Source organism: Streptomyces sp. Je 1-332 (assembly GCF_040730185.1).
Taxonomy (GTDB): Bacteria; Actinomycetota; Actinomycetes; order Streptomycetales; family Streptomycetaceae; genus Streptomyces.
The window spans coordinates 3358913-3381213 of sequence record NZ_CP160402.1 but is presented as its reverse complement, the minus strand read 5'-3'; the positions used below and the strand labels follow the sequence as shown (position 1 = coordinate 3381213).

19 protein-coding genes, 1 tRNA gene and 1 riboswitch are annotated in these 22301 nt (G+C 70.3%); of the genes, 16 read left to right on the top strand and 4 right to left on the bottom strand.

Annotated features, from left to right (window positions below):
- Position 1 precedes the first annotated feature (1 nt).
- The gene (locus ABXJ52_RS15215) at positions 2-424 is read right to left on the bottom strand and encodes a nuclear transport factor 2 family protein (protein ID WP_367042704.1); all 423 of its coding nucleotides are present in this window, start codon (positions 422-424) and stop codon (positions 2-4) included.
- 143 nt (positions 425-567) lie between these two features.
- Here ABXJ52_RS15215 and ABXJ52_RS15210 point away from each other — a divergent pair, with 143 nt between their 5' ends.
- From ABXJ52_RS15210 to ABXJ52_RS15145, 14 genes are all read left to right on the top strand, one after another.
- Positions 568-1257: an MOSC N-terminal beta barrel domain-containing protein gene (locus ABXJ52_RS15210; protein ID WP_367042703.1), complete on the top strand. Its 690-nt coding sequence runs from the start codon at positions 568-570 to the stop codon at positions 1255-1257.
- A gap of 38 nt (positions 1258-1295) precedes the next feature.
- Positions 1296-1970, top strand: coding sequence for an HNH endonuclease family protein (locus tag ABXJ52_RS15205; RefSeq protein WP_367049076.1), 675 nt, complete (start codon positions 1296-1298; stop codon positions 1968-1970).
- Between the two features lie 78 nt (positions 1971-2048).
- On the top strand, positions 2049-2792 hold the full coding sequence (locus ABXJ52_RS15200) for an N-acetyltransferase (protein WP_367042701.1): 744 nt from the start codon (positions 2049-2051) through the stop codon (positions 2790-2792).
- A 227-nt stretch (positions 2793-3019) separates the two neighbouring features.
- Positions 3020-3685 (top strand): SurA N-terminal domain-containing protein, encoded by a 666-nt coding sequence (locus tag ABXJ52_RS15195; protein ID WP_367042699.1) that lies wholly within the window; start codon positions 3020-3022, stop codon positions 3683-3685.
- Positions 3686-3730: 45 nt separating this feature from the next.
- Positions 3731-4741: a nucleoside triphosphate pyrophosphohydrolase gene (locus ABXJ52_RS15190; protein WP_367042697.1), complete on the top strand. Its 1011-nt coding sequence runs from the start codon at positions 3731-3733 to the stop codon at positions 4739-4741.
- Between the two features lie 107 nt (positions 4742-4848).
- Positions 4849-6165 (top strand): cytochrome P450, encoded by a 1317-nt coding sequence (locus ABXJ52_RS15185; RefSeq protein WP_367042696.1) that lies wholly within the window; start codon positions 4849-4851, stop codon positions 6163-6165.
- A 174-nt stretch (positions 6166-6339) separates the two neighbouring features.
- Positions 6340-7356, top strand: a complete 1017-nt coding sequence (locus tag ABXJ52_RS15180; RefSeq protein ID WP_367042694.1) for a transglycosylase family protein — start codon at positions 6340-6342, stop codon at positions 7354-7356.
- 181 nt (positions 7357-7537) lie between these two features.
- Positions 7538-7729, top strand: a riboswitch (cyclic di-AMP (ydaO/yuaA leader).
- Between the two features lie 3 nt (positions 7730-7732).
- Positions 7733-8437, top strand: coding sequence for a transglycosylase family protein (locus ABXJ52_RS15175; protein ID WP_367042692.1), 705 nt, complete (start codon positions 7733-7735; stop codon positions 8435-8437).
- Between the two features lie 290 nt (positions 8438-8727).
- Positions 8728-10008, top strand: coding sequence for a phosphopyruvate hydratase (gene eno / locus ABXJ52_RS15170; RefSeq protein WP_367042690.1), 1281 nt, complete (start codon positions 8728-8730; stop codon positions 10006-10008).
- A gap of 90 nt (positions 10009-10098) precedes the next feature.
- Positions 10099-10578, top strand: coding sequence for a septum formation initiator family protein (locus tag ABXJ52_RS15165; RefSeq protein WP_367042688.1), 480 nt, complete (start codon positions 10099-10101; stop codon positions 10576-10578).
- Positions 10579-10649: 71 nt separating this feature from the next.
- The gene (locus ABXJ52_RS15160; RefSeq protein ID WP_367042687.1) at positions 10650-11192 is read left to right on the top strand and encodes a DUF501 domain-containing protein; all 543 of its coding nucleotides are present in this window, start codon (positions 10650-10652) and stop codon (positions 11190-11192) included.
- Positions 11189-12115, top strand: a complete 927-nt coding sequence (locus tag ABXJ52_RS15155; protein ID WP_367042685.1) for a Ppx/GppA phosphatase family protein — start codon at positions 11189-11191, stop codon at positions 12113-12115. Before ABXJ52_RS15160 ends, ABXJ52_RS15155 begins: the two co-directional genes overlap by 4 nt.
- A 342-nt stretch (positions 12116-12457) precedes the next feature.
- Positions 12458-13858, top strand: coding sequence for an NAD(P)/FAD-dependent oxidoreductase (locus tag ABXJ52_RS15150; RefSeq protein WP_367042683.1), 1401 nt, complete (start codon positions 12458-12460; stop codon positions 13856-13858).
- Between the two features lie 200 nt (positions 13859-14058).
- Positions 14059-15354, top strand: a complete 1296-nt coding sequence (locus ABXJ52_RS15145; RefSeq protein ID WP_367042681.1) for a cyclopropane-fatty-acyl-phospholipid synthase family protein — start codon at positions 14059-14061, stop codon at positions 15352-15354.
- A gap of 69 nt (positions 15355-15423) precedes the next feature.
- Here ABXJ52_RS15145 and ABXJ52_RS15140 read toward each other — a convergent pair whose 3' ends face one another.
- Positions 15424-17931, bottom strand: a complete 2508-nt coding sequence (locus tag ABXJ52_RS15140; protein WP_367042679.1) for an FtsX-like permease family protein — start codon at positions 17929-17931, stop codon at positions 15424-15426.
- A 111-nt stretch (positions 17932-18042) separates the two neighbouring features.
- A complete protein-coding gene (locus tag ABXJ52_RS15135; RefSeq protein ID WP_367042677.1) occupies positions 18043-18813 on the bottom strand; it encodes an ABC transporter ATP-binding protein in 771 nt (256 codons plus the stop codon).
- A gap of 388 nt (positions 18814-19201) precedes the next feature.
- Between ABXJ52_RS15135 and ABXJ52_RS15130 the strand changes: the two genes are divergently transcribed.
- Positions 19202-19284: transfer RNA gene (locus ABXJ52_RS15130), tRNA-Leu, on the top strand.
- 6 nt (positions 19285-19290) lie between these two features.
- Here ABXJ52_RS15130 and ABXJ52_RS15125 read toward each other — a convergent pair.
- Positions 19291-20949 (bottom strand): IclR family transcriptional regulator C-terminal domain-containing protein, encoded by a 1659-nt coding sequence (locus ABXJ52_RS15125; RefSeq protein ID WP_367042675.1) that lies wholly within the window; start codon positions 20947-20949, stop codon positions 19291-19293.
- A gap of 161 nt (positions 20950-21110) precedes the next feature.
- Here ABXJ52_RS15125 and ABXJ52_RS15120 point away from each other — a divergent pair, with 161 nt between their 5' ends.
- Positions 21111-22289: a 4-hydroxybenzoate 3-monooxygenase gene (locus ABXJ52_RS15120; protein WP_367042673.1), complete on the top strand. Its 1179-nt coding sequence runs from the start codon at positions 21111-21113 to the stop codon at positions 22287-22289.
- The last annotated feature ends 12 nt before the right edge of the window (positions 22290-22301 follow it).

Here is a 22301-nt window from a genome sequence, read left to right as displayed (position 1 = left end):
GTCACGGGGTGCAGGCGTCGGCGATCGAGCGGCTGTTCTCGTAGAGGTGGTGCCGGGTGACCCGCCCGTCCTCGACCGTCAGGCGCAGCGCGAAGGGGCCTTCGAAGGACTTGCCGGTCGCCCGCACGGTGCCCCGGAGCTGCCCGAAGAGCACGGCTTCCGTTCCCTCGACCACGATCGTGTCGACGGTGGCGCCGGCCTTCTCCGGCACGGTGTGCGCGGCGAGTTCGGCGGACTGGGCGGCGCACTGGGCGGCGGTGGTCCGCGGCCGGATCCACGGCACGCCCGGATTCTCGGCGAGCATCCAGTCGACCTCGTCGGCGAAGAGGGCGGTGAGGCCCTCGCTGTCACCGCTGAGCCGGAACCCCAGGAAGGCCTGGACGGCGGCGCGGGTCGCGTCTTCGGTGGCGGGCTTGACGGTCATCCGGACTCCTCGGTCGGTGTTCCTGCGATGCCGTCGATACTTCCGTAGCGCCGGGGAGGGGGCGATTACGCCGGAGGTAATGCCGACGCCATTACGGTGACGGGGAGAGACCGAAGCGCGTGGGTCAGGGGAGGGGATGTGCCGTGGGGCATGGAGCCGTGGTGGGGCTGGTCTGTTTTCCGGTGAAGTCGATGCTGGGGGAGGAACACGAGCGGCTCGTCCTCGACGAGCGGGGCGTGGCCGGTGACCGGCTGTGGGCCCTGCGGTACGCGGACGGGAAGCTGGGGAGCGGGAAGAGCACCCGCAGGTTCCGGCGCACGCCGGGGATGCTGGAGTACTCCGCCGCGTACGAGGACGGCGGCCCCGTCGTCACCACCCCGGACGGCGAGAGGCTGCGGCCCGGCGATCCGCGGGTGCCCGAACTCTTCGGAGCCGGCGTGGAGTTGGTGCGCGAAGGCGAGGTGAGCCATCAGGACGCGGGCGCCGTCTCCCTGGTCGGCACCGCCTCGCTGCGCGCACTCGGCGAGCTGCTCGGCGACCCCGAGCCCGTCGACGTGCGCAGGCTGCGCAAGAACATCGTGGTCGAGACCGACGAACCCTGGATCGAGGAGGGCTGGGTCGGCCGGGAGATCGCCTTCGACGGCGGCCCGCGGCTGCGCGTCGTCGAGCGCGTCGAACGCTGCGTCATGACCACCCAGGCCCAGCGCGGCCTCCCGGCCGACCACCGCGTCCTCAAGACGCTGACCGCCTCGCGCGGCATGTGCATCGGCGTGTACGCGGACGTCGTGACGCCCGGCACGCTCGCGCTCGGGGCGGAGGTGACGGTCCAGTGAGCCTTCGCGGCAAGGGAGTCGGGACCGCGCTGCTGCTCGTGCTCGTCGTCAGCGGTTGCACCCTGGAGGCGGAGCCCGGCGGCTCTTCGGGGCCCGACGCCAAGGGGGGACCCGCTTTCGCCGCCGTCGACACGCTCACCGTCAAGGGGCGCGCCCCCAAGACCGGTTACGACCGCGACCGCTTCGGCAGCCCCTGGGCCGACACGGACTCCAACGGCTGCGGAACCCGCGACGACATCCTCAAGCGCGACCTCAAGGACGTGAAGTACAGCGACGGCGAGGAATGTGAGGTGTCGTCCGGCGCGCTCTCGCCCGACCCGTACACCGGCAAGGACGTGACGTTCGTGCGCGGTCGCAGCCAGGTCGACATAGACCATCTCGTCGCCCTCTCGGACGCCTGGCAGAAGGGCGCGGGCACGTGGAAGCCGAGCAAGCGCATCGCCTTCGCCAACGACCCGCTCAACCTCCTCGCGGTCGACGCGGGCCCCAACCGCGGCAAGGGGGACGGCGACACGGCCACGTGGCTGCCGCCGGACAAGGGCTATCGGTGCGCCTACGTGGCGCGGCAGGTGGCGGTGAAGAAGAAGTACGAGGTGTGGGTGACGGGGGCCGAGCGGGACGCGATGAAGCGGGTCCTGTCGGACTGCCCGCGCGAGAAGCTGCCGGCCGGGGGCGGTCCGACGGCGGCGCCGGGGCGGTTCCACGCGCGCTGAGGCCCGGTCGTCTGTACGTACTCGTAGGTACAGATAAATGGCTTAACATGCTGGTCCCCGCCCGTTACCGTCTGGGGCATGGACCTCAAGATCACGACGCTGGCCGAGCGGCCCGAACTCGCCGGGCCTCTCTGGGAGATGGACGACACCTGGCCGGAGTTCATCGGGAACGATCCCATCGCGTGGTCGATGATCGGGCGGATCGTCAAGGACCTTCCCGAGTACGTCCTGGTCGCCACGGACGAGGGGGGCACGGTCGCGGCCAAGGCGTTCAGCGTGCCGTTCGCGCTGGACGCCGACGGGCGCAGGGAGCTGCCGGACGGCGGCTGGGACCAGGTCATGCTGTGGGCGTTCTCCGACCTGCGGCACGGCAGGAAGCCCGACACGGTGAGCGCGATCGAGATCACCGTGGCGAAGGAGTTCCTCGGGCACGGTGTCTCCGGGCGGATGCTCGCCGCGATGCGCGAGAACGCACGCGCGCGAGGCCACGCGCAGGTCGTGGCCCCGGTCCGCCCGAACGCCAAGCACCTCGAACCGGCCGAGCTGATCGACACGTACGCGCAGCGCAAGCGGGACGACGGGCTGCCGGCCGACCCGTGGCTGCGGGTGCACGTCCGGGCGGGCGGCACCATCGAGAAGGTGGCGCACGCGTCGATGACGGTGTCCGGTTCGACCGCGCAGTGGCGGGCGTGGACGGGCCTGCCGTTCGACACCGCCGGTCCCGTCGAGGTGCCGGGCGCGCTGGTGCCGGTGCTCTGCGAGCCGGAGCGCGGCTATGCGGTGTACGTGGAGCCGAACGTGTGGGTGCGGCACCTGCTGTGAGCCTGTGAGCCCGTGCCGAGCGGATGCACGGGGTGGGCCACCCCTTCCCCGTGGAGATCCGGCGTACGTTGCAGTGGCTGGGCCAGGTGCGGGGCTGAAGGCGGGAACGTACCCCAACTCCGCGCGAATCGTTGGTCGAATGGGTGGCCGAGAGACCGGCCACTCCCTAACATCGATCACCGCAAGACTTTGTGCACCGCCGCACAATCTCCGACCGGGAGGCTCACTTGCACCGCCGCCGTCGCACCGCGCTCGTCCTCTCCACCGCCGCGATCGCCGCGGCCCCCCTCCTGACCGCCTGCGGTGCCGAAGCCCATCCGGGCGCCGCGGCCGTCGTGGGCAACGACCGGATCACGGTCTCGCAGCTGGAGGGCCGGGTGAACGAGGTGCGCGCCGCACAGCGCGCCGCGATCCCGGACGAGCAGCAGTACGAGCAGGCCATCGCCAAGTCCGGCGGCCTCACCCGCAGCACGCTGCACACGATGGTCCTCGACAAGGTGCTGCACCAGGCGGCGGTCGACGCCGGCGTCGACGTGTCGCGCCGCGACATCCAGCGGATGAGAGCGGGCCTCGAACAGCAGGCGGGCGGCAAGAAGCAGCTCGAACAAGGCTGGCTCCAGCAGTACAGCGTCGCCCCGTCCCAGCTGGAGAACAGCCTCCGCACGGAGATCGAGGCCCAGAAGCTCGCCAGGAAACTGGGCGCGGACATGAACGCGCCGAAGGGCCAGGCGGTCTTCTGGAAGGAACTCTCCAAGGCCTCCAAGAAGCTGGGCGTGGACCTGAACCCGCGCTACGGCACGTGGGACGTGGAGAAGAGCAAGCGCGCGGACTCCAAGACGCCGTGGGTGCGCGAGGTCTCCGGGGGCGGCGCGGCGGGCCCCGAGCAGGCGTAAGGCCGTGGGTCGGGGGCCGTCGGCGGCGTGCGTTACGTTCGACGGGTGAACGCAACCACGCCTCAGGCCGACGCCCCCGGCCGCGTCATCCTCCTCACCACCAGCCACCGCGTGGCCCCCGGACTGCTCTCCTGGCCCGCGTGGCAGGCCCTGCACGGGGCCGACGAGGTCCTGTGCGCCGACGCCGGACACCCCCAGCTGCCGTATCTGCGCGAGGCGGGCGTGCGGGTGGAGCAGGCGTCGCCCACGGCCCAGGACTTGGTGGATGCCTGCGCCGGCGACCGCACGGTCATCGTCATCGCCACGGCCGATGGCGACAGCGCCCTGACGGACGGCCTGGCGAGGCTCGCGGGCTCGGGCCGCGTCGCGATGCCCGACCTTGAGCTGCTCCCGGCGTCGTACGACCTGCCGGGTGCGCGCCTCCTCGACCTGGTCCAGGTCATGGACCAGATCCGCGTCGAGTGCCCCTGGTCGTCCCAGCAGACGCACAAGGGCCTGGCGAAGTACGCGATCGAGGAGGCGTACGAACTGGTCGAGGCGATCGAGGAGGGGGACAGGGACGAGCTGCGGGAGGAGCTGGGCGACGTCCTGCTCCAGGTGGTCTTCCACGCGAGGATCGCCGAGGAGGACGACGAGGCCCCCTTCTCCGTGGACGACGTGGCGGGCACGATCGTGGAGAAGCTCATCCACCGCCACCCGCACGTGTTCGGCGACGACTCGGCGGACACCCCGGAGGACGTGAAGGCGCACTGGCTGCGCACGAAGGCCGAGGAGAAGCAGCGCTCATCGGTCACGGAGGGGATCCCCCTGGGCCAGCCGGGCCTGGCACTGGCGTCGAAGCTGGCCTCCCGGGTACGGACGGCGGGCCTTGAGGTCCCCTTCCCTTCCGGGGACGGCGTCGGTTACGAACTCCTCGCGCTCGCCCTGCACGCGGAGGCGGAGGGTGTGGACCCGGAGGCGGCCCTGAGAGCGGCGGCTCGGGCCTACCGGGACGCGGTCCTGGCGGCGGAGGGCGAGGCACAGGGGAGTACCAGCCCGTCCGGGGCAGGGGACTGATCAGCCCGTCCGGCGTTTGAGGACGAACTCGGCGGAGCCGGTGATGAGGGCCACGAGGACCCCGGGGCCGGAATCCGCCATGCGGACGCCGGGATAACGTCGACCCCATGCAAGACCAGCCGCCGGCCCCCGCAGGGGACACCCCCGCAGCCTGCCCCGCAGGGGCGCACACCCCCGTGTCCGAGGCCCAGGGGCCAGAACTCTTCACATGGGAGTTCGCCACCGACCCCTACCCCGCCTACGCCTGGCTCCGTGAGAACGCGCCCGTGCGCAGGACCAGGCTGCCCAGTGGTGTGGAGGCCTGGCTGGTCACCCGATACGGGGATGCCAAGCAGGCGCTCGCCGACGCGCGGCTCAGCAAGAATCCCGCCCATCACGGCGAGCCCTCGGACGCGAAGAGCAAGACCGGCATCCCCGGCGAGCGCAGCGCCAACCTCATGACGCATCTGCTCAACATCGATCCGCCGGACCACACCCGCCTGCGCCGCCTCGTCTCCAAGGCCTTCACGCCCCGCCGCGTCGCCGAGTTCGCGCCGCGGGTGCAGGAGCTGACCGACCAGCTCATCGACCAGTTCGTGGAGAAGGGGGAAGCCGACCTCATCCACGACTTCGCCTTCCCGCTCCCCATCTACGCGATCTGCGACCTGCTCGGCGTGCCCCGCGAGGACCAGGACGACTTCCGCGACTGGGCGGGGATGATGATCCGCCACGGGGGAGGGCCGAGGGGCGGGGTGGCCCGCTCCGTGAAGAAGATGCGCGGCTATCTCGCCGAGCTGATCCACCGCAAGCGCCTCGAACCGGGCGACGACCTCATCTCCGGACTCATCCGCGCCTCCGACCACGGCGAGCACCTCACGGAGAACGAGGCCGCCGCGATGGCGTTCATCCTTCTCTTCGCCGGGTTCGAGACCACCGTCAACCTCATCGGGAACGGCACCTTCGCCCTCCTCACCCACCCCGAGCAGCGCGAGCGGCTTCAGGACTCCCTCAAGGACGGTGACATTGGGCTCCTGGAGACGGGGCTCGAGGAACTCCTCCGCTTCGACGGTCCCGTCGAGCTCGCCACGTGGCGGTTCGCCACCGAGCCGTTGACGATCGGCGGGGAGGACATCGCCGCCGGCGACCCCGTCCTGGTCGTCCTCGCCGCCGCCGACCGCGACCCTGAGCGATTCGCTCAGCCGGACACGCTGGACCTCTCCCGCCGCGACAACCAACACCTCGGCTACGGCCATGGCATTCATTACTGTCTCGGCGCGCCCCTCGCCAGGCTCGAGGGCCAGGCCGCGCTCGCGACGCTCCTGCGCCGCCTCCCTGACCTGCGCCTTGCGGCAGAACCTGGTGATTTGAGGTGGCGCGGCGGGCTCATCATGCGCGGACTGCGCACGCTGCCCGTGGAGTTCACACCCGCACAGCAGAGCAAATAATCGGCGGATGAGAAGCCTTCAAAACGACGTTTAGATGACGGGTCGTCAGGGCTGTGACTTTCACGTGATCTCCGCTGCATCGACTTGTGACAAGCGTTCGACTGCCGCTACGTTCACCGACGACTCGGCATCCCGTGCCGCAGTCGTCGCTCCAGTCACGCGAAAGGCAACCGCATGCTCTCCGGCAATGGTCGTCACCGACGCCCCCGCCAGGCCCCGGCCCTGATCGTCGCGGCAGGAGTCGCAGGATCGGCCATCGCCATCCCGCTGCTCGGCGCCACCAGCGCGAGCGCGGCGGACACCGCCACGTGGGACAAGCTCGCGGAGTGCGAGAGCGGCGCATCCTGGAGCGCGGACGCGGGCAACGGCTACTACGGAGGGCTCCAGCTCTCCCAGCAGACCTGGGAGGACTACGGCGGCCTCGACTTCGCGCCGAGCGCCGACCAGGCCAGCCGCTCGCAGCAGATAGCCGTCGCCGAGAAGGTCCTCGACGACCAGGGGCCCGAGGCCTGGCCGAGCTGCGCGCCGATCGCCGGCCTCACCCAGGACGGCGCGGCCGCCGACGTCGACCCGGGTGCCCCGATCACGACGATCCCCTCTGACCCCTCGGACCCCTCCGGCTCCGCGGACTCCTCTGACGGGTCGTCGGAATCGCCGGAGTCGTCGAAGCCGTCGAAGCCTTCGGACACGAAGGACTCCGGCGATTCGTCCGAGCCGAGTACGTCACCGAGCGGGTCGGCCGACTCCTCGGACAGCGCCGAGCCGTCCGAGAAGCCCGCCGCGGACGACGAATCGCGAGACAAGAATCACGACGAAGAGGGCAAGGCGGATAACTCGCCCGAGTCGGGACACACGGACAAGTCCGGCCCGGACGATGAGACTTCGCCCGCCCCCACCCCGTCCGCCGGTGAGGGCGAAGGCCGCCACCGCGGCGACAGCGGGGACGACAAGCCGTCCGCCGATGCCCCCCGCGAAGGTTCGGGCCGGCACGCCTCCCGTGGCGACGAGCGCAAGAAGGACGGCTCCGAGGGGACGTACACGGTCCGCTCCGGAGACAACCTCTGGACCATCGCCGACGAGCACGACGTGCAGGGCGGGTGGGCCGGTCTGTACGCCGAGAACGAGCAGTCGGTCGGCTCCGACCCGGATCTCATCCTGCCCGGTCAGAGCCTCGATTTGGGCGAAAAGTAGGGGTAGTTGGCGAGTCGCTTTGCGCTCGATGTACCAATTGGCGCAAGTGAGACATGGGTCTCAGAAGCCCTGATCGTCTTTGAAATTCCGGCGATCGCATGACTACGGTCGTGACCGCTCGCCACAGCGGGCCCCGCCGGTCGGTACGCCGAGTCCTGCCAACGGCCGTTCGGGAACAGTCGTCGCGTAAGCGCCGTAGGCAGGAGCGGGGGACCCAAGGTTTGCGCCGGGCCCGGCCGTTCAGCATCGCGAGAGCGAGGCGGACGAACGGACAGGAACGGCTAGGGGTTAAGTCGCGCTCATGAAGCGCGGCCGGGCAACTTCACTGGCCCGAACCCGACAGCTCACCTCGCAGGCGTCGGTGAGGGGATCACTCATGCTGTTTTCCAGCAAGGGCAAGCACCGCCGCGCGTCCAAGGCCACTCGCGTCGCCACGCTCGCCGGTGTCACCGGCGTCGCCGTCGCAGCCCCGCTGATGGCGGCCGGCTCGGCCTCCGCCGCGACCAACTCCGAGTGGGACGCCGTCGCCCAGTGCGAGTCCGGCGGCAACTGGTCCATCAACACCGGCAACGGCTACACGGGCGGCCTGCAGTTCTCGTCGTCCACCTGGTCCGCGTACGGCGGCACGAAGTACGCGCCCACCGCCGACAAGGCCTCCAAGGCCCAGCAGATCGAGATCGGCGAGAAGGTCCTCGCGGGCCAGGGCAAGGGTGCCTGGCCGAGCTGCGGCGTCGGCCTCTCCAGCGCCTCCAACGAGGGTGGCGGTGCGCAGGAGAGCGCCTCGCAGCAGACCCAGGAGCAGCCCAAGAGCCAGCCCACGCCGCAGACCGAGCAGCCGCAGCAGGCCGCTCCCAAGGCCGAGGCCCCGAAGACCGAGTCCAAGAAGACCGTCGAGACCCCGACCGGCGAGACGGTCAAGAAGGGCGACGGCGAGTACAAGGTCAAGAAGGGTGACACCCTCTCCAAGATCGCCAAGGCGGAGGACGTCAAGGGCGGCTGGCACAAGGTGTACAAGCTCAACGGCGACATCATCGAGAACGCCGACATGATCTTCCCGGGCCAGCAGCTGCACCTCAGCTAGGTCTGGCGGGGCGCCTCGCTGGTCTTATTTCCTGCGGGCGCTCGTGGCTTGTCGCGCAGTTCCCCGCGCCCCTCAAGGGGCGCCCCCGTTCCCACGGGTCCACCCCGCCCCGGTGCGCGTATCCCCCGTACGCACCGGGGCGGGGTATGTTTGTTCCGTTCGTAAACATTTCGCTCTCGGTTTGTCCACAGGACGGTCGGTCGGCTGGCTGTTGTCCGGGAGCCGGTTAGGCTCGTGTCCGCGAGGCCAACGCCTCGCGTACCCGCGTCACATCCCAGAAGGAGATGCTCGTGCCGTCCATCGACGTCGTCGTAGCCCGGGAAATCCTGGACTCCCGAGGCAACCCCACGGTCGAGGTCGAGGTCGGCCTCGACGACGGCAGCACGGGTCGTGCCGCCGTTCCGTCCGGTGCGTCCACCGGTGCTTTCGAGGCCATCGAACTCCGTGACGGTGACCCCAACCGTTACCAGGGCAAGGGCGTCGAGAAGGCCGTCCTCGCCGTCATCGAGCAGATCGGCCCGGAGCTCGTCGGGTACGACGCCACCGAGCAGCGCCTGATCGACCAGGCGATGTTCGACCTCGACGCCACCGACAACAAGGGCTCGCTCGGCGCCAACGCCATCCTCGGCGTCTCGCTCGCCGTCGCGCACGCCGCGTCGGAGGCCTCCGACCTGCCGCTCTTCCGCTACCTCGGCGGCCCGAACGCGCACCTGCTGCCCGTCCCGATGATGAACATCCTGAACGGCGGGTCGCACGCCGACTCGAACGTCGACATCCAGGAGTTCATGATCGCGCCGATCGGCGCCGAGTCGTTCTCCGAGGCCCTGCGCTGGGGCACCGAGGTCTACCACACGCTGAAGAAGGTCCTGAAGGACAAGGGACTTTCGACCGGTCTCGGCGACGAGGGCGGCTTCGCCCCGAACCTCGACTCGAACCGCGCCGCGCTCGACCTCATCCTCGAGGCCATCAAGCAGGCCGGTTACGTCCCCGGTGAGCAGATCGCGCTCGCGCTCGACGTCGCCGCGTCCGAGTTCTACAAGGACGGCTCGTACGCCTTCGAGGGCAAGTCCCGCTCGGCCGCCGAGATGACCGAGTACTACGAGGAGCTCGTCTCCTCGTACCCCCTCGTCTCCATCGAGGACCCGCTGTTCGAGGACGACTGGGCCGGCTGGAACGACATCACCGAGAAGCTCGGCGACAAGGTGCAGCTCGTCGGCGACGACCTGTTCGTCACCAACCCCGAGCGCCTGGCCCGTGGCATCGAGGAGAAGTCGGCCAACGCCCTCCTGGTGAAGGTCAACCAGATCGGCTCGCTGACCGAGACGCTCGACGCCGTCGAGATGGCCCAGCGCAGCGGCTTCAAGTGCATGATGTCGCACCGCTCCGGCGAGACCGAGGACGTCACCATCGCCGACCTCGCCGTCGCCACCAACTGCGGCCAGATCAAGACCGGCGCCCCGGCCCGCTCCGAGCGCGTCGCCAAGTACAACCAGCTCCTGCGCATCGAGGAGATCCTGGACGACGCGGCGGTCTACGCCGGCCGTTCGGCGTTCCCCCGCTTCAAGGGCTGAGCTCAGCTGCCCTGAGTAGTTACCTACGTCCCCGTACTCGGTCCCGTACCGTGTGCGGGGACGTACGTACGTATCGGGGAGGCGGCACACATGGCCGTGAAGGACCGCGACCGGTTCTCCACCGCGACCAGACTGCGGCTGCTCGGCGAGCAGACCGCGGAGCGTGTCTACCGCTCGCAGACCAAGCGCCAGGCGCGCCGCTCCCGCCTCACGGGACGCGCCGCGCTCCTGGCGCTCGTGCTCTGCTCGCTGGTCGTCGCGCTCGCCTACCCGATAAGGCAGTACGTCTCCCAGCGCGCGGAGATCGCCGACCAGCGCAAGGAGCAGGCCGAGCGCCGCGGACACGTCGAGAAGCTGCGGGACGAGAAGGCCCGCTGGCGGGACGACGCGTACGCGGAGCAGCGCATCCGGGACCGGCTGCACTACGTGATGCCGGGCGAGACCGGCTTCACCGTGATCGACCCCGAGGCGGCGAAGAAGCAGCGCACCGACCAGGGGGCCGCCGCCAGGCCCTGGTACTCGAACGTCTGGGACGGCGTCGACAAGGCGGACCGCCCGGCCGACGGCTGACCGCGGCTGACGCAGCCACACCCCCCATTCCTCCGTACAACCTCTCGCAGAGAACCGATCGAAAGACAGGCATGGAAACGCCCCCGCCGACCACCCCGCGCACCGAGCCCACCGACGCCGACGTCGAGGCCTTCAAGCAGCAGCTCGGCCGTCCGCCGCGCGGCCTGCGGGCCATCGCCCACCGCTGCCCGTGCGGGCAGCCGGACGTCGTCGAGACGGCGCCGCGCCTGCCGGACGGTACGCCGTTCCCGACGACGTACTACCTGACGTGCCCGAGGGCCGCGTCCGCGATCGGCACCCTTGAGGCCAACGGCGTCATGAAGGAGATGTCGGAGCGCCTGAAGACGGACCCCGAGCTGGCGGCCGCCTACCGCGCGGCGCACGAGGACTACATCGCGCGCCGTGACGCCATCGAGGTCCTTGAGGGCTTCCCCAGCGCGGGCGGCATGCCGGACCGCGTGAAGTGCCTGCACGTCCTGGTCGGCCACTCCCTGGCCGCGGGCCCCGGCGTGAACCCCCTGGGCGACGAGGCGATCGCGATGCTGCCGGAGTGGTGGCGCAAGGGGGCGTGCGTGTCCCTTGCGGAGGGTGAGCCCGCGGGGGAGAGCGCATGACCCGCGTCGCCGCGATCGACTGCGGTACGAACTCCATCCGCCTCCTGGTGGCGGACGCCGACCCGCTGACCGGCGAACTGGTCGACCTGGACCGCCGGATGACGATCGTGCGCCTGGGCCAGGGCGTGGACAAGACGGGCCGGCTGGCCCCGGAGGCCCTGGAACGGACCTTCGCCGCGTGCCGCGAGTACGCCGAGGTCATCAAGTCGCACGGCGCCGAACGCGTCCGCTTCGTGGCGACCTCCGCCTCCCGCGACGCCGAGAACCGCGACGACTTCGTCCGCGGCGTCCTGGACATCCTCGGCGTCGAGCCGGAGGTCATCAGCGGTGACCAGGAGGCCGAGTTCTCCTTCACGGGCGCGACGAAGGAACTGACGGGCAGCGACCACCTCGCCAAGCCCTACCTCGTCGTCGACATCGGCGGTGGCTCCACGGAGTTCGTGGTCGGCGACGACCACGTCCGCGCCGCCCGCTCCGTCGACGTCGGCTGCGTACGCCTGACGGAGCGGCACATCCGCACCGACCCGCCCGCGCCCGCCGAACTGGCCGCCGTCCGCGCCGACATCACGGCCGCGCTCGACCTGGCCGAGGAGACGGTGCCGATCCGCGAGGCGCGCACCCTGGTCGGCCTCGCGGGCTCGGTGACGACGGTGTCCGCGATCGCGCTCGGCCTCGACGAGTACGACTCCGCGGCGATCCACCACTCCCGTGTCTCCTACGAGCAGGTGAGTGAGATCGTCGGCCGGCTGGCCGGGGCCACGCACGACGAGCGTGCCGCGATCCCGGTGATGCATCCGGGGCGCGTGGACGTCATCGTCCCGGGCGCTCTCGTACTCCTGTCGATCATGGAAAGGACCGGCGCGAGGGAGGTCGTCGTCAGCGAACACGACATCCTCGACGGCATCGGATGGTCCATCGCCTGACCGCGCCGCACGAAGTTCGTGAAGTTCTTCACAAGGAAATCGGCTCGGTTGGACGATGTTCGGGGGTTCCTGGCCCCCGAAAGTGCCCCCAAAGAGGCTCAGGACCCGCGACACCGAAGGTTCGGGGGTGGGTCCTGAGGGTGGGGCGGCTCAGTGGTCCAGTGCGCCGGAGGGGCCAGAGCGGCAGCTCACAAGGGGTGCACAACGTCCCGGGTCATCGCGTGGTTCCCCTGGGGCTCTATGGCCTGCGTCACGTGGGCGGCGAACTATAGCAGAGGGTCCCCCCATGCTTGTGAAGGGGCGCACGAGCGACCCCTGCCGGGCAGGTGGATACTCGATGGCATGAGCACCACGGAGCGTCCCAGGATCCTCGTAGTAGGCGGTGGGTACGTAGGCCTGTACGCAGCTCGGCGCATTCTCAAGAAGATGCGCTACGGAGAGGCGACCGTCACGGTCGTCGACCCCCGGTCGTACATGACCTACCAGCCCTTCCTCCCCGAAGCCGCCGCCGGCAGCATTTCGCCTCGGCACGTCGTCGTCCCGCTGCGACGCGTGCTGCCCAAGGCGGAAGTTCTGACCGGCCGGGTCACCACCATCGACCAGGACCGCAAGGTCGCCACGATCGCCCCCCTCGTGGGCGAGGCGTACGAGCTGCCTTTCGACTACCTGGTCATCGCGATGGGCGCGGTCTCCCGCACCTTCCCGATCCCCGGCCTCGCCGAGCAGGGCATCGGCATGAAGGGCATCGAGGAGGCCATCGGCCTGCGCAACCACGTCCTCGAGCAGCTGGACAAGGCTGACTCCACGACGGACGAGGACGTCCGCCGCAAGGCGCTGACCTTCGTCTTCGTCGGCGGTGGCTTCGCGGGTGCGGAGACCATCGGTGAGGTCGAGGACATGGCCCGCGACGCGGCCAAGTACTACACCAACGTGAAGCGCGAGGACATGCGCTTCGTGCTCGTCGACGTCGCGGACAAGATCCTTCCCGAGGTCGGCCCGAAGCTCGGCCAGTACGGCAAGGAGCACCTCGAGGGCCGCGGTGTCGAGGTCTACCTCAAGACCGGCATGGACTCCTGCGTGGACGGCCACGTGGTGCTCAACAACGGCCTCGAGGTCGACTCAAGCACCATCGTGTGGACGGCCGGCGTCAAGCCGAACCCGGCGCTCGCCCGCTTCGGTCTGCCGCTCGGCCCCCGTGGCCACGTGGACACCCAGACGTCCCTCCAGGTCCAGGGCACCGACTACATCTGGGCCGCGGGCGACAACGCCCAGGTGCCGGACATGGCGGCCCGCAAGGCCGGCAACGAGAACGCCTGGTGCCCGCCGAACGCCCAGCACGCGCTGCGTCAGGCCAAGATCCTCGGCGACAACGTGATCTCCGGCATGCGGGGCTTCCCGCAGAAGGAGTACAGCCACGCCAACAAGGGTGCGGTCGCCGGTCTCGGCCTGCACAAGGGCGTCGCGATGATCGTCATGGGCAAGATGAAGATCAAGCTCAAGGGCCGTCTCGCCTGGTACATGCACCGCGCGTACCACGGCATGGCGATGCCGACGTTCAACCGCAAGATCCGCGTCTTCGCGGACTGGACCCTCGCGGTCTTCCTCAAGCGTGAGGTCGTCTCGCTGGGCGCCATGGAGACGCCGCGCGAGGAGTTCTACGAGGCCGCCAAGCCCGCGCCGAAGCCCGCGGTCAAGGCCGAGGCCCCGGCCGTCAAGGCCGAGGAGAAGGCCAAGGCCTCCTGACCTCCGGTCACTGAACTGCCCCGAAGGGGCCGCCCGCCATCCGTGGTGCGGGCGGCCCCTTCGGGTTTTTCCGTCCGCGCATACATGGTGCTTACACTTATTTTGCCGATCCGTGACGCCGCAACGGGACTGCGCAAGCGTCCGGTTGGTGTTTACGTGGTGTTGAGCTGTCCGGGATCCCCATCACGGAGGTGTGCACCATGCCAGACGCCGCACTGCGGCTGAAGAGCCTCGCCGAACAACTGCTGGGAGCGCCGCTCCCCGTACGCATTCGTGCCTGGGACGGTTCGGAGGCAGGCCCGCCGGGTGCCCCCACCCTCGTCGTGCGCAACCGCCGCGCCCTGCGCCGCCTGATGTGGAAGCCGGGCGAGCTGGGCCTCGCCCGTGCCTGGGTGGCCGGTGACCTGGACGTCGAGGGCGATCTGTACGCGGCGCTCGACGAACTCGCCGAGTTCATCTGGGAGCGCGACGCGGACGCCAAGAGCCTCCGGGAGTCCCTGCGCGACCCCGAGTTCCGTGTCGCGGCCCGCACTCTGATCGGCCTCGCCGCGCCGTTCCTGCCGCCGGCCCCGCCGCCGGAGGAGATGCGCAGGCGGCGCACCCTGCATCTGCACACCAAGGGCAGCGACCGGCAGGCCATCAGCCACCACTACGACGTGGGCAACGACTTCTACGAGCTGGTGCTCGGCCCCTCGATGGTCTACTCGTGCGCCTACTGGGAGTCGCCCGACGGCACCCTCGAGGACGCCCAGCGCGACAAGCTCGAACTGATTTCCCGCAAGCTCGCCCTGAAGCCCGGCATGCGGCTCCTGGACGTCGGCTGCGGCTGGGGCTCCATGGCGATTCACGCGGCTCGCGAGCACGGCGTCACCGTCGTCGGCGTCACGCTCTCCCAGGAGCAGGCCGCGTATGCCAGGAAGCGCATCGCGGAGGAGGGCCTGACCGACCGGGTCGAGATCCGCGTACAGGACTACCGCGACGTGCGCGACGGACCGTACGACGCCATCTCCTCCATCGGCATGGCCGAACACGTCGGCGCCGAGCGGTACTTGGAGTACGCGCAGGATCTGCACGCCCTCCTGAAGCCCGGCGGGCGGCTCCTCAACCACCAGATCGCGCGCCGCCCGCAGGCCGACGAGTCGGCGTACGAGGTCGACGACTTCATCGACGCCTACGTCTTTCCCGGCGGCGAGCTCGCCCCCGTGGGGTCCACCGTCGGGCAGCTGGAGCGCGCCGGGTTCGAGGTGCGTGACGTGGAGGCGATCCGCGAGCACTACGCCCTCACGCTGCGCCGCTGGGTGGCCAACCTGGAGGCCAACTGGAAGGAGGGCCAGCGGCTCACGTCGCCGGGCCGTGCCCGGATCTGGCGCCTCTACATGGCGGCGTCCGCGCTCGCCTTCGAGCGCAACAGCATCGGCGTCAACCAGGTCCTCGCGGTGAAGACCCCGGACACGGGCACCTCCGGGATGCCGCTGCGGGCCCGCGCCTGGCGGTAGGACGCGGACGAGTGGGGCCCCGGGCGGCGATCGCCCGGGGCCCCACTCGTTCACGTCCTACCGCCGGTGCTACTCGGCCTTGATCGCCATCAGCGGGTTCAGCTTGGCCGCGCTGCGGGCCGGCCACATCGCCGCGAGGACGCCGACCAGGCCCGCGATGCAGAGGAAGATCGCGATACGGCCGAGCGGGATCTCCATGGAGTACGTCTTCAGCGAGCCGGAGATGCTGTTGCCCGCGACCCAGCCCATGAAGAGGCCGAGGCCGATGCCGAGCAACGCGCCGAACAGGGAGATGATGACCGCTTCCAGGCGCACCATCTGCTTGACCTTCGCGCGGTCGAGGCCGATGGCCCGCAACATGCCGATCTCGTGCTTCCGCTCGAAGACCGACATGGCCAGGGTGTTGATGACGCCGAGGACAGCGATCAGGATGGCCATCGCCAGGAGGCCGTAGAGCATGTTCAGCATCATGTTGATCGCGCCCCCGATCTCGTTGCTGATCGCGTCCTTGTCCTGGATCTTCAGGGCGGGGTTGTCACCCAGGGCCTTGACGATGGAGTCCTCGGCCTTGGCGGATGTGCCGCCCTCCATCTTCACCAGGACCTGCTGGTCGGTGATCTTGGACATGTGCGCGTCGACCACGGCGAGCGGCGTGAACAGGCCGTCGATCATCTCGTTCTGCTCGTAGACGCCGGCGATCTTCAGCTTGACCGTCTTGTCGTCGTCGAACGTCACCGGGACGGTGTCCCCGGTCTTGAGCCCCTTCTTGTCCGCGGTCTCCCTGTCCAGGAGCGTGGAGTCGCCCTTCAGACCCGCGAGCGAGCCGCTGGTGAAGTCCAGGCTCGCCACCTTGCCGAAGTCCTTCTCGTCGACGCCGGTGACCTGGCCGTACGAGCCGTCGAGCTCGCCGTAGGTGGTGCGCAGCGGGCTGCTCGCCTCGACCTCGGGCAGCTTGTCCAGCTTCTCGCGAACCTCGGGGGTCAGCGGCTGGTAGTTCGCCATGGAGACGGTGTAGTCGGCCTTCAGGGAGTCGGCCGCCATCTTGTTGATGGCGCTGCTCATGGAGGTCGCGACCACCGTCATCGCCGTGATGAGGGTCAGGCCGATCATCAGGGCCGCGGCGGTGGATGCCGTGCGGCGCGGGTTGCGCACCGAGTTGAGCCGGGACAGCTTGCCCGGGACGCCGAAGGGCTTCAGGAGCGGGGCCGACGCGGCGATGAAGGGGCGCGACAGGAGCGGCGTGAGGACGATGACGCCGACGAGGATGGTCGCGGCGCCGCCGGACATCACGTAGTTGTCGTCCATGAACATCATGACCGTGCCGATGGCGACGATGATCGAGCCGATGGTGTTGCGGACGATCAGGCCACGGGTGGTCGGCGTCGCGTGGACGCTGTTCATCGCGGCGACCGGCGGGATCTTCGCGGCGCGGCGGCCCGGCAGCCAGGCGGCCAGCATGGTCACGACCACGCCGATGATCAGGGCGACCACGATCGTGAGCGGGGCGATGACGAGCGGTCCGTCGGGCAGCGAGGCGCCCGCGGAGTTCATCAGGGACTCCAGGCCCACGGCCACGCCGATGCCGAGCGCGAAGCCGGTCACGGCGGCCACCAGGCCCACCAGGAACGCCTCGATGAGCACGGAGCGCGTCACCTGACGGCGCGAGGCGCCGACGGCGCGCATCAGGGCCAGTTCCTTGGTGCGCTGGGCGACCAGCATGGTGAAGGTGTTGGCGATGATGAAGATGCCGACGAAGAGCGCGATGCCGGCGAAGATCAGCAGGACCTGGCTCATCGAGCTGGTCTGCCGCTCGATCATCTCGTCCTGGTCGGACTTGAGCTCGGCGCCGGTCAGGGCCTTGGAGTCCTTCGGCAGGATCTTGTCGATCGAGCTCTTGAGCGCGGTCTCGGAGGTGCCCGCTGCGGCCTTCACGTCGATCTCGTCGTACTCGGTCTTGCCGAGGACCTTCAGCGCGGTGTCGTTGTCGAACACCACCAGGCTGCCGCCCGCGAGGACGCTGCCGTCCTCGGTGTCGAAGACGCCGCTGACCTTCGCCGTGTGCACGGGTCCGTCGGTGGAGTAGCGGACGGTGTCGCCGACCTTGTAGCCGGTGCGCTCGGCGGTGCGGGAGTCGAGGGCGATGTCACCGGCGGACTTCGGGGCGGCGCCCTTGGCGAAGTCGTAGCGCGGGTCCTTGCCGTCCTTGCCCGGGAAGTAGTTGGCACCGGAGGTGCCCCACTCGCCGCCCACCAGCTTGCCGTCCTTGTCGGCGAGCGCGGTGAAACCGGTGACGCCGGCGATCGCGGAGTCGGCTCCGGGCAGGCCGTCCGCCTTCTTGAGCAGGGAGTCGGTCAGGCGCGGCTTCTGCTTGGCCTCGTCGTCCTCGCCGCCCCACTGCTGGATGGCGACGGAGACGTGGTCGAAGCTCTTGGCCGACTTGTTCTTGTAGGCGTTGCCGAAGGTGTCGGTGAAGACCAGGGTGCCGGAGACGAAGGCGACGCCGAGCATGACGGCGAGCACGGTCATCAACAGCCTGGCCTTGTGCGCGAGCACGTTGCGCAGGGCGGTACGGAACATGGGTGTGTGTCCTGGTGGGGGAGAGAGGGAGGGCCCTGAAGGGGCGCGGGGAACTGCGCGACCAGCCACGGCGTGCCCGCAGGTGAGTACCTGCCGACGCCGCTCGGAGCGCTAGCTGGTCCGGCCCTTCGCGTCGAAGTGCTTCATGCGGTCGAGGACCCCGTCCGCCGTCGGCCCGTGCATCTCGTCGACGATCCGCCCGTCGGCGAGGAAGATCACACGGTCCGCGTACGAGGCGGCCGCCGGGTCGTGGGTGACCATCACGACGGTCTGGCCCAGTTCGCGTACGGAGTTGCGCAGGAACCCGAGGACCTCGGCGCCCGAGCGCGAGTCCAGGTTTCCGGTCGGCTCGTCGCCGAAGATGATGTCGGGCTGCGAGGCCAGCGCGCGGGCCACGGCGACGCGCTGCTGCTGGCCGCCGGAGAGCTCCGTGGGCCGGTGCTTGAGCCGTTCCGCCAGGCCGACCATGGAGATGACCTGCTCCAGCCACTGCTTGTCGGGCTTGCGGCCCGCGATGTCCATCGGCAGCGTGATGTTCTCCAGGGCCGTCAGCGTCGGCAGGAGGTTGAAGGCCTGGAAGATGAAGCCGATCTTGTCCCGGCGGAGCTTGGTGAGCTGCTTGTCCTTGAGGGTGGAGAGCTCGGTCTCGCCGATCCGCACGGAGCCGCCGCTGAAGCTGTCGAGCCCCGCGACACAGTGCATCAGGGTCGACTTGCCGGAGCCCGACGGGCCCATGATCGCGGTGAACTCGCCCTGCCGGAAGTCGACGGAGACATGGTCCAGGGCGACCACCTGGGTCTCGCCCTGTCCGTACACCTTGGAGAGGTCCGTGGCGCGTGCGGCCACCGCGGTGCTGCGGGCGGCGAAGGGGGTGGTGGTCACGGGGCGGTGCTCCTGTCGGGACGACGAGTGGGGACGTACTCCATCGTGCGGGCAGATCCGCGCCATGTAGTCAGCCGCTGTTCCGGTTCCGGGGGCCCTCTCCAGTCGGACTCGAGTCGGCCCGTGTCATACCTGGGGATGACCCCGGCCCCTGAGGCGGGTACCACTCGCCGGTGACTCGCGGGCTGGGCGGAGACGGTGAAATTCCGTCATTCCGTCACGGAGGCCGCACAGCGGTGGAAGGGCCTGCGGCATGTACCGATGGGCCGTACCGGTGGCTGATGCACCCTCAGACGTCAATAAAATAAGACAACATCGGGCTGTTGTTCCGCTGTTCGGGGGACGCCTCCCGATAGGGTCGAATCACTTGATGCGGAGCCCATGGCCTGCCCGGATGGTGGAATGCAGACACGGCGAGCTTAAACCTCGCTGCCCCTAGCGGGCGTGCCGGTTCAAGTCCGGCTCCGGGCACCTCCGCTAAGCAGTCGGCGGGTACTTCCGCCAAGGCATCAGCGCGCCGTTGAAGCGCGCCGCCGTGTGCAGGTCCGCCTCGATCGCCGCCGCCGTCTCGCGCAGCGCGGGAAGCAGCGCCCCGACGGTCTCGTCCAGCGGGGCGGTGCCCGCGTGCTGGGCCACGTTCAACGCGGCGACCACACGCCCCTGCGCGTCCTCGATCGGTACGGCGACCGAGCGCAGGCCCTCCTCCAGTTCCTCGTCCGCGGTGGCGTAGCCGTCGGCGGCGGCCCGCTCCAGGAGGCGGTGCAGGTCCGCCGGGTCCGTGACGGTGCGCCGGGTGAGGGGGCGCGGCGGGGCGGCCTTCAGGAGGCGCGCGCGGTCCTCCCGCGGGAGTCCGGCGACGAGGACCCGGCCCATGGCGGTGGGGTAGGCGGGGAAGCGCGTGCCGAGCGTGATGTGGACGCTCATGACGCGGACCGTCGCGGCCCGCGCCACGTAGAGGATGTCCGTGCCGTCGAGCACCGTCACCGACGCCGACTGGTGGACCCGGCCCGTCAGTTGGCGCAGGTGCGGCTCCGCGATGTCCGCGAAGCCGAGGCGGGAAAGACGCGCGTAGCCGAGCTCCAGGACGCGGGGGAGCGGGCGGTGGAGGCGGCCGTCGTGCGCCGCGTACCCCTCCAGCTCCAGGGTGTGCAGACAGCGGCGTGCGGTGGCGCGTGGCAGGCCGGTGGCGGCGGCGATCGCGGTGAGCGGCAGGCCCTCGCCGTGGGCCCGGCCGAGGGCGCGCAGGACGTCGAGGCCGCGGGCGAGCGACTGGAGGAAGCCGGGTCCGAGTTCCGCCTTCGCTTCGGCCGCGTCCAGCGGCTGACCAGACGTCAACTCGCTGTCTTCGTACGGCGATGCGGCGGGCGGAAGGCACTCCAGGTACGCGGCTTCAGCGCGCAGCCGTGGCAGCACGAGCTCCGCGAGGCCGCGCGCCGTGTGCCTGCTGGTGTGGCTCACCGCGGACAGGGCGTACCGCGCGCGGCCCTTCGCGTCGCGCACCGGGACCGCCGTCGCGATCAGGCCCGGCTCGATCAGCTGGTCGTCGATCGCCCAGCCCGTCGCGCGCGAGCGCTCCACACGGTCCGCGAGGTCCGGGGGCGGGGGCGTGGACGCGGGGCCGGGCGGCAGCGCGGGGAAGGCGTGACCCCCGGGATCGGCGGCCACGCGTGCCCGCCACGCCGCCCACGCCGCCTCGTCCCACTCGGCGGCGAACAGCGCGCCCGGCGCGCACCGCTCGGCGGGGAGCAGATCGCCGATGTGGAAGGCCACCGACATCGCGCGGCGCCGCGCTGCCTGCGTGACGAAGCGGACGCCGTCGCCGTCCGGCACCGCGAGGGACACCGACTCGTCGAGGTCGTCCGCGAGCCGTGCGGTGCGTGCCGCGACCTCGCCGCTCAGCCCGCTCGTCGCGAGGTAGGCGTTGCCGAGCTCCATCAGGCGGGGCGTGAGGTGGAGTTCCTGGCCGTGCTCGCGTACGTGGCCGAGGCGGACCAGGGTCGCCACCACCCGGTCCACCGTCGAGCGGGCCAGGCCGGTCGCGCGCACGAGGTCGCCCGCCCTGACCTGTTCGCCGACCGCGAGGGCGCGAAGCACCGCGAGACCGCGCTGAAGGGGGCGTACGGACTCTTCCGGCATGGCGCCGCTCCTCGCGCGGTGGGACACGGGTCGAAAACGGATGCCCCGCAAACCGTTGACAGCCGCTGGGTCCGGTCGGAGACTCCCGTCAGCACATTATGAACGAAAGTTCACCAGGCGAACAAGCCGGGGGACGGACGCACAAGTGGAGGGGTCGGCCGATGCGCACCACTGTCGGAATCATCGGAGCCGGACCGGCGGGCCTGCTCCTCGCCCGCCTGCTGCACAACGCGGGCATCGATTCCGTCGTCCTGGAGACCCGCGACCGCGCCTACGTCGAGCAGCGCCAGCGCGCCGGAATCCTGGAACAGGGCACCGTCGACGTCCTGCGCGAGGCGGGCGCCGCAGCCCGCATGGACCGCGAGGGCATCCCGCACGACGGCATCGAGCTGCGCTTCGACCGCCGCAGGCACCGCGTCGACTTCCCCGCGCTGACCGGCGGCCGGTCCGTGATGGTCTACGCCCAGACCGAGGTCTGCAAGGACCTCATAGCCCTCCAGCTCGCCGCGGGCGGCCCGCTGCTGTTCGAGGCGGAGGCGCTCGCCGTGGAGGGCGCCGAGACCGAGACCCCGCGCGTCCGCTTCCGCCACCAGGGCCGCGAGGACGTCCTGGAATGTGACTACGTGGTGGGCTGCGACGGCTCCTGGGGCGTGGCCCGCAAGGCCGTGCCCGCCGACATCTCCCGGGTCTTCGAGCGGACGTACCCCTTCGGCTGGCTCGGCATCCTCGCCGACGTGCCGCCCTCGCACGACGAACTGGTCTACGCCCGCCACGACCGCGGCTTCGCGCTGCTCTCCATGAGGTCGCCGACCGTCACGCGCGCGTACCTCCAGGTCCCGGCGGGCACGGACGCCGCCGACTGGGGCGACGAGGAGATCTGGGACGAGCTGGACCGCCGCCTGGAGACGGACGATCCGCAGTGGACCCTGAAGCGCGGGCCCATCATCTCCAAGTCCGTCACCCCCATGCGCAGCCACGTCCACGAGCCCATGCGGCACGGACGCGTCTTCCTCGCCGGGGACGCCGCCCACATCGTCCCGCCCACCGGAGCCAAGGGCCTCAACCTCGCCGTCGGCGACGTCGTCACCTTCGCCCGCGCGCTCGTGGAACTCCGCGACACCGGCTCCGACGCGCGCCTGGAGGCGTACTCCGCGACCTGCCTGCGCCGCGTCTGGCAGGCCGAACGCTTCTCGTACGCGATGACCACGATGCTGCACCGCGCCCCCGAGGCCACGCCCTTCGATGACCGCGTCCAGCTCGCTCAGCTGGACCGCATCACCACGGCTCGCTCGGCGGAGACCGACCTCGCCGAGAGCTACACGGGCTTCCCGCTCGCCTGAGCCCGACACGAA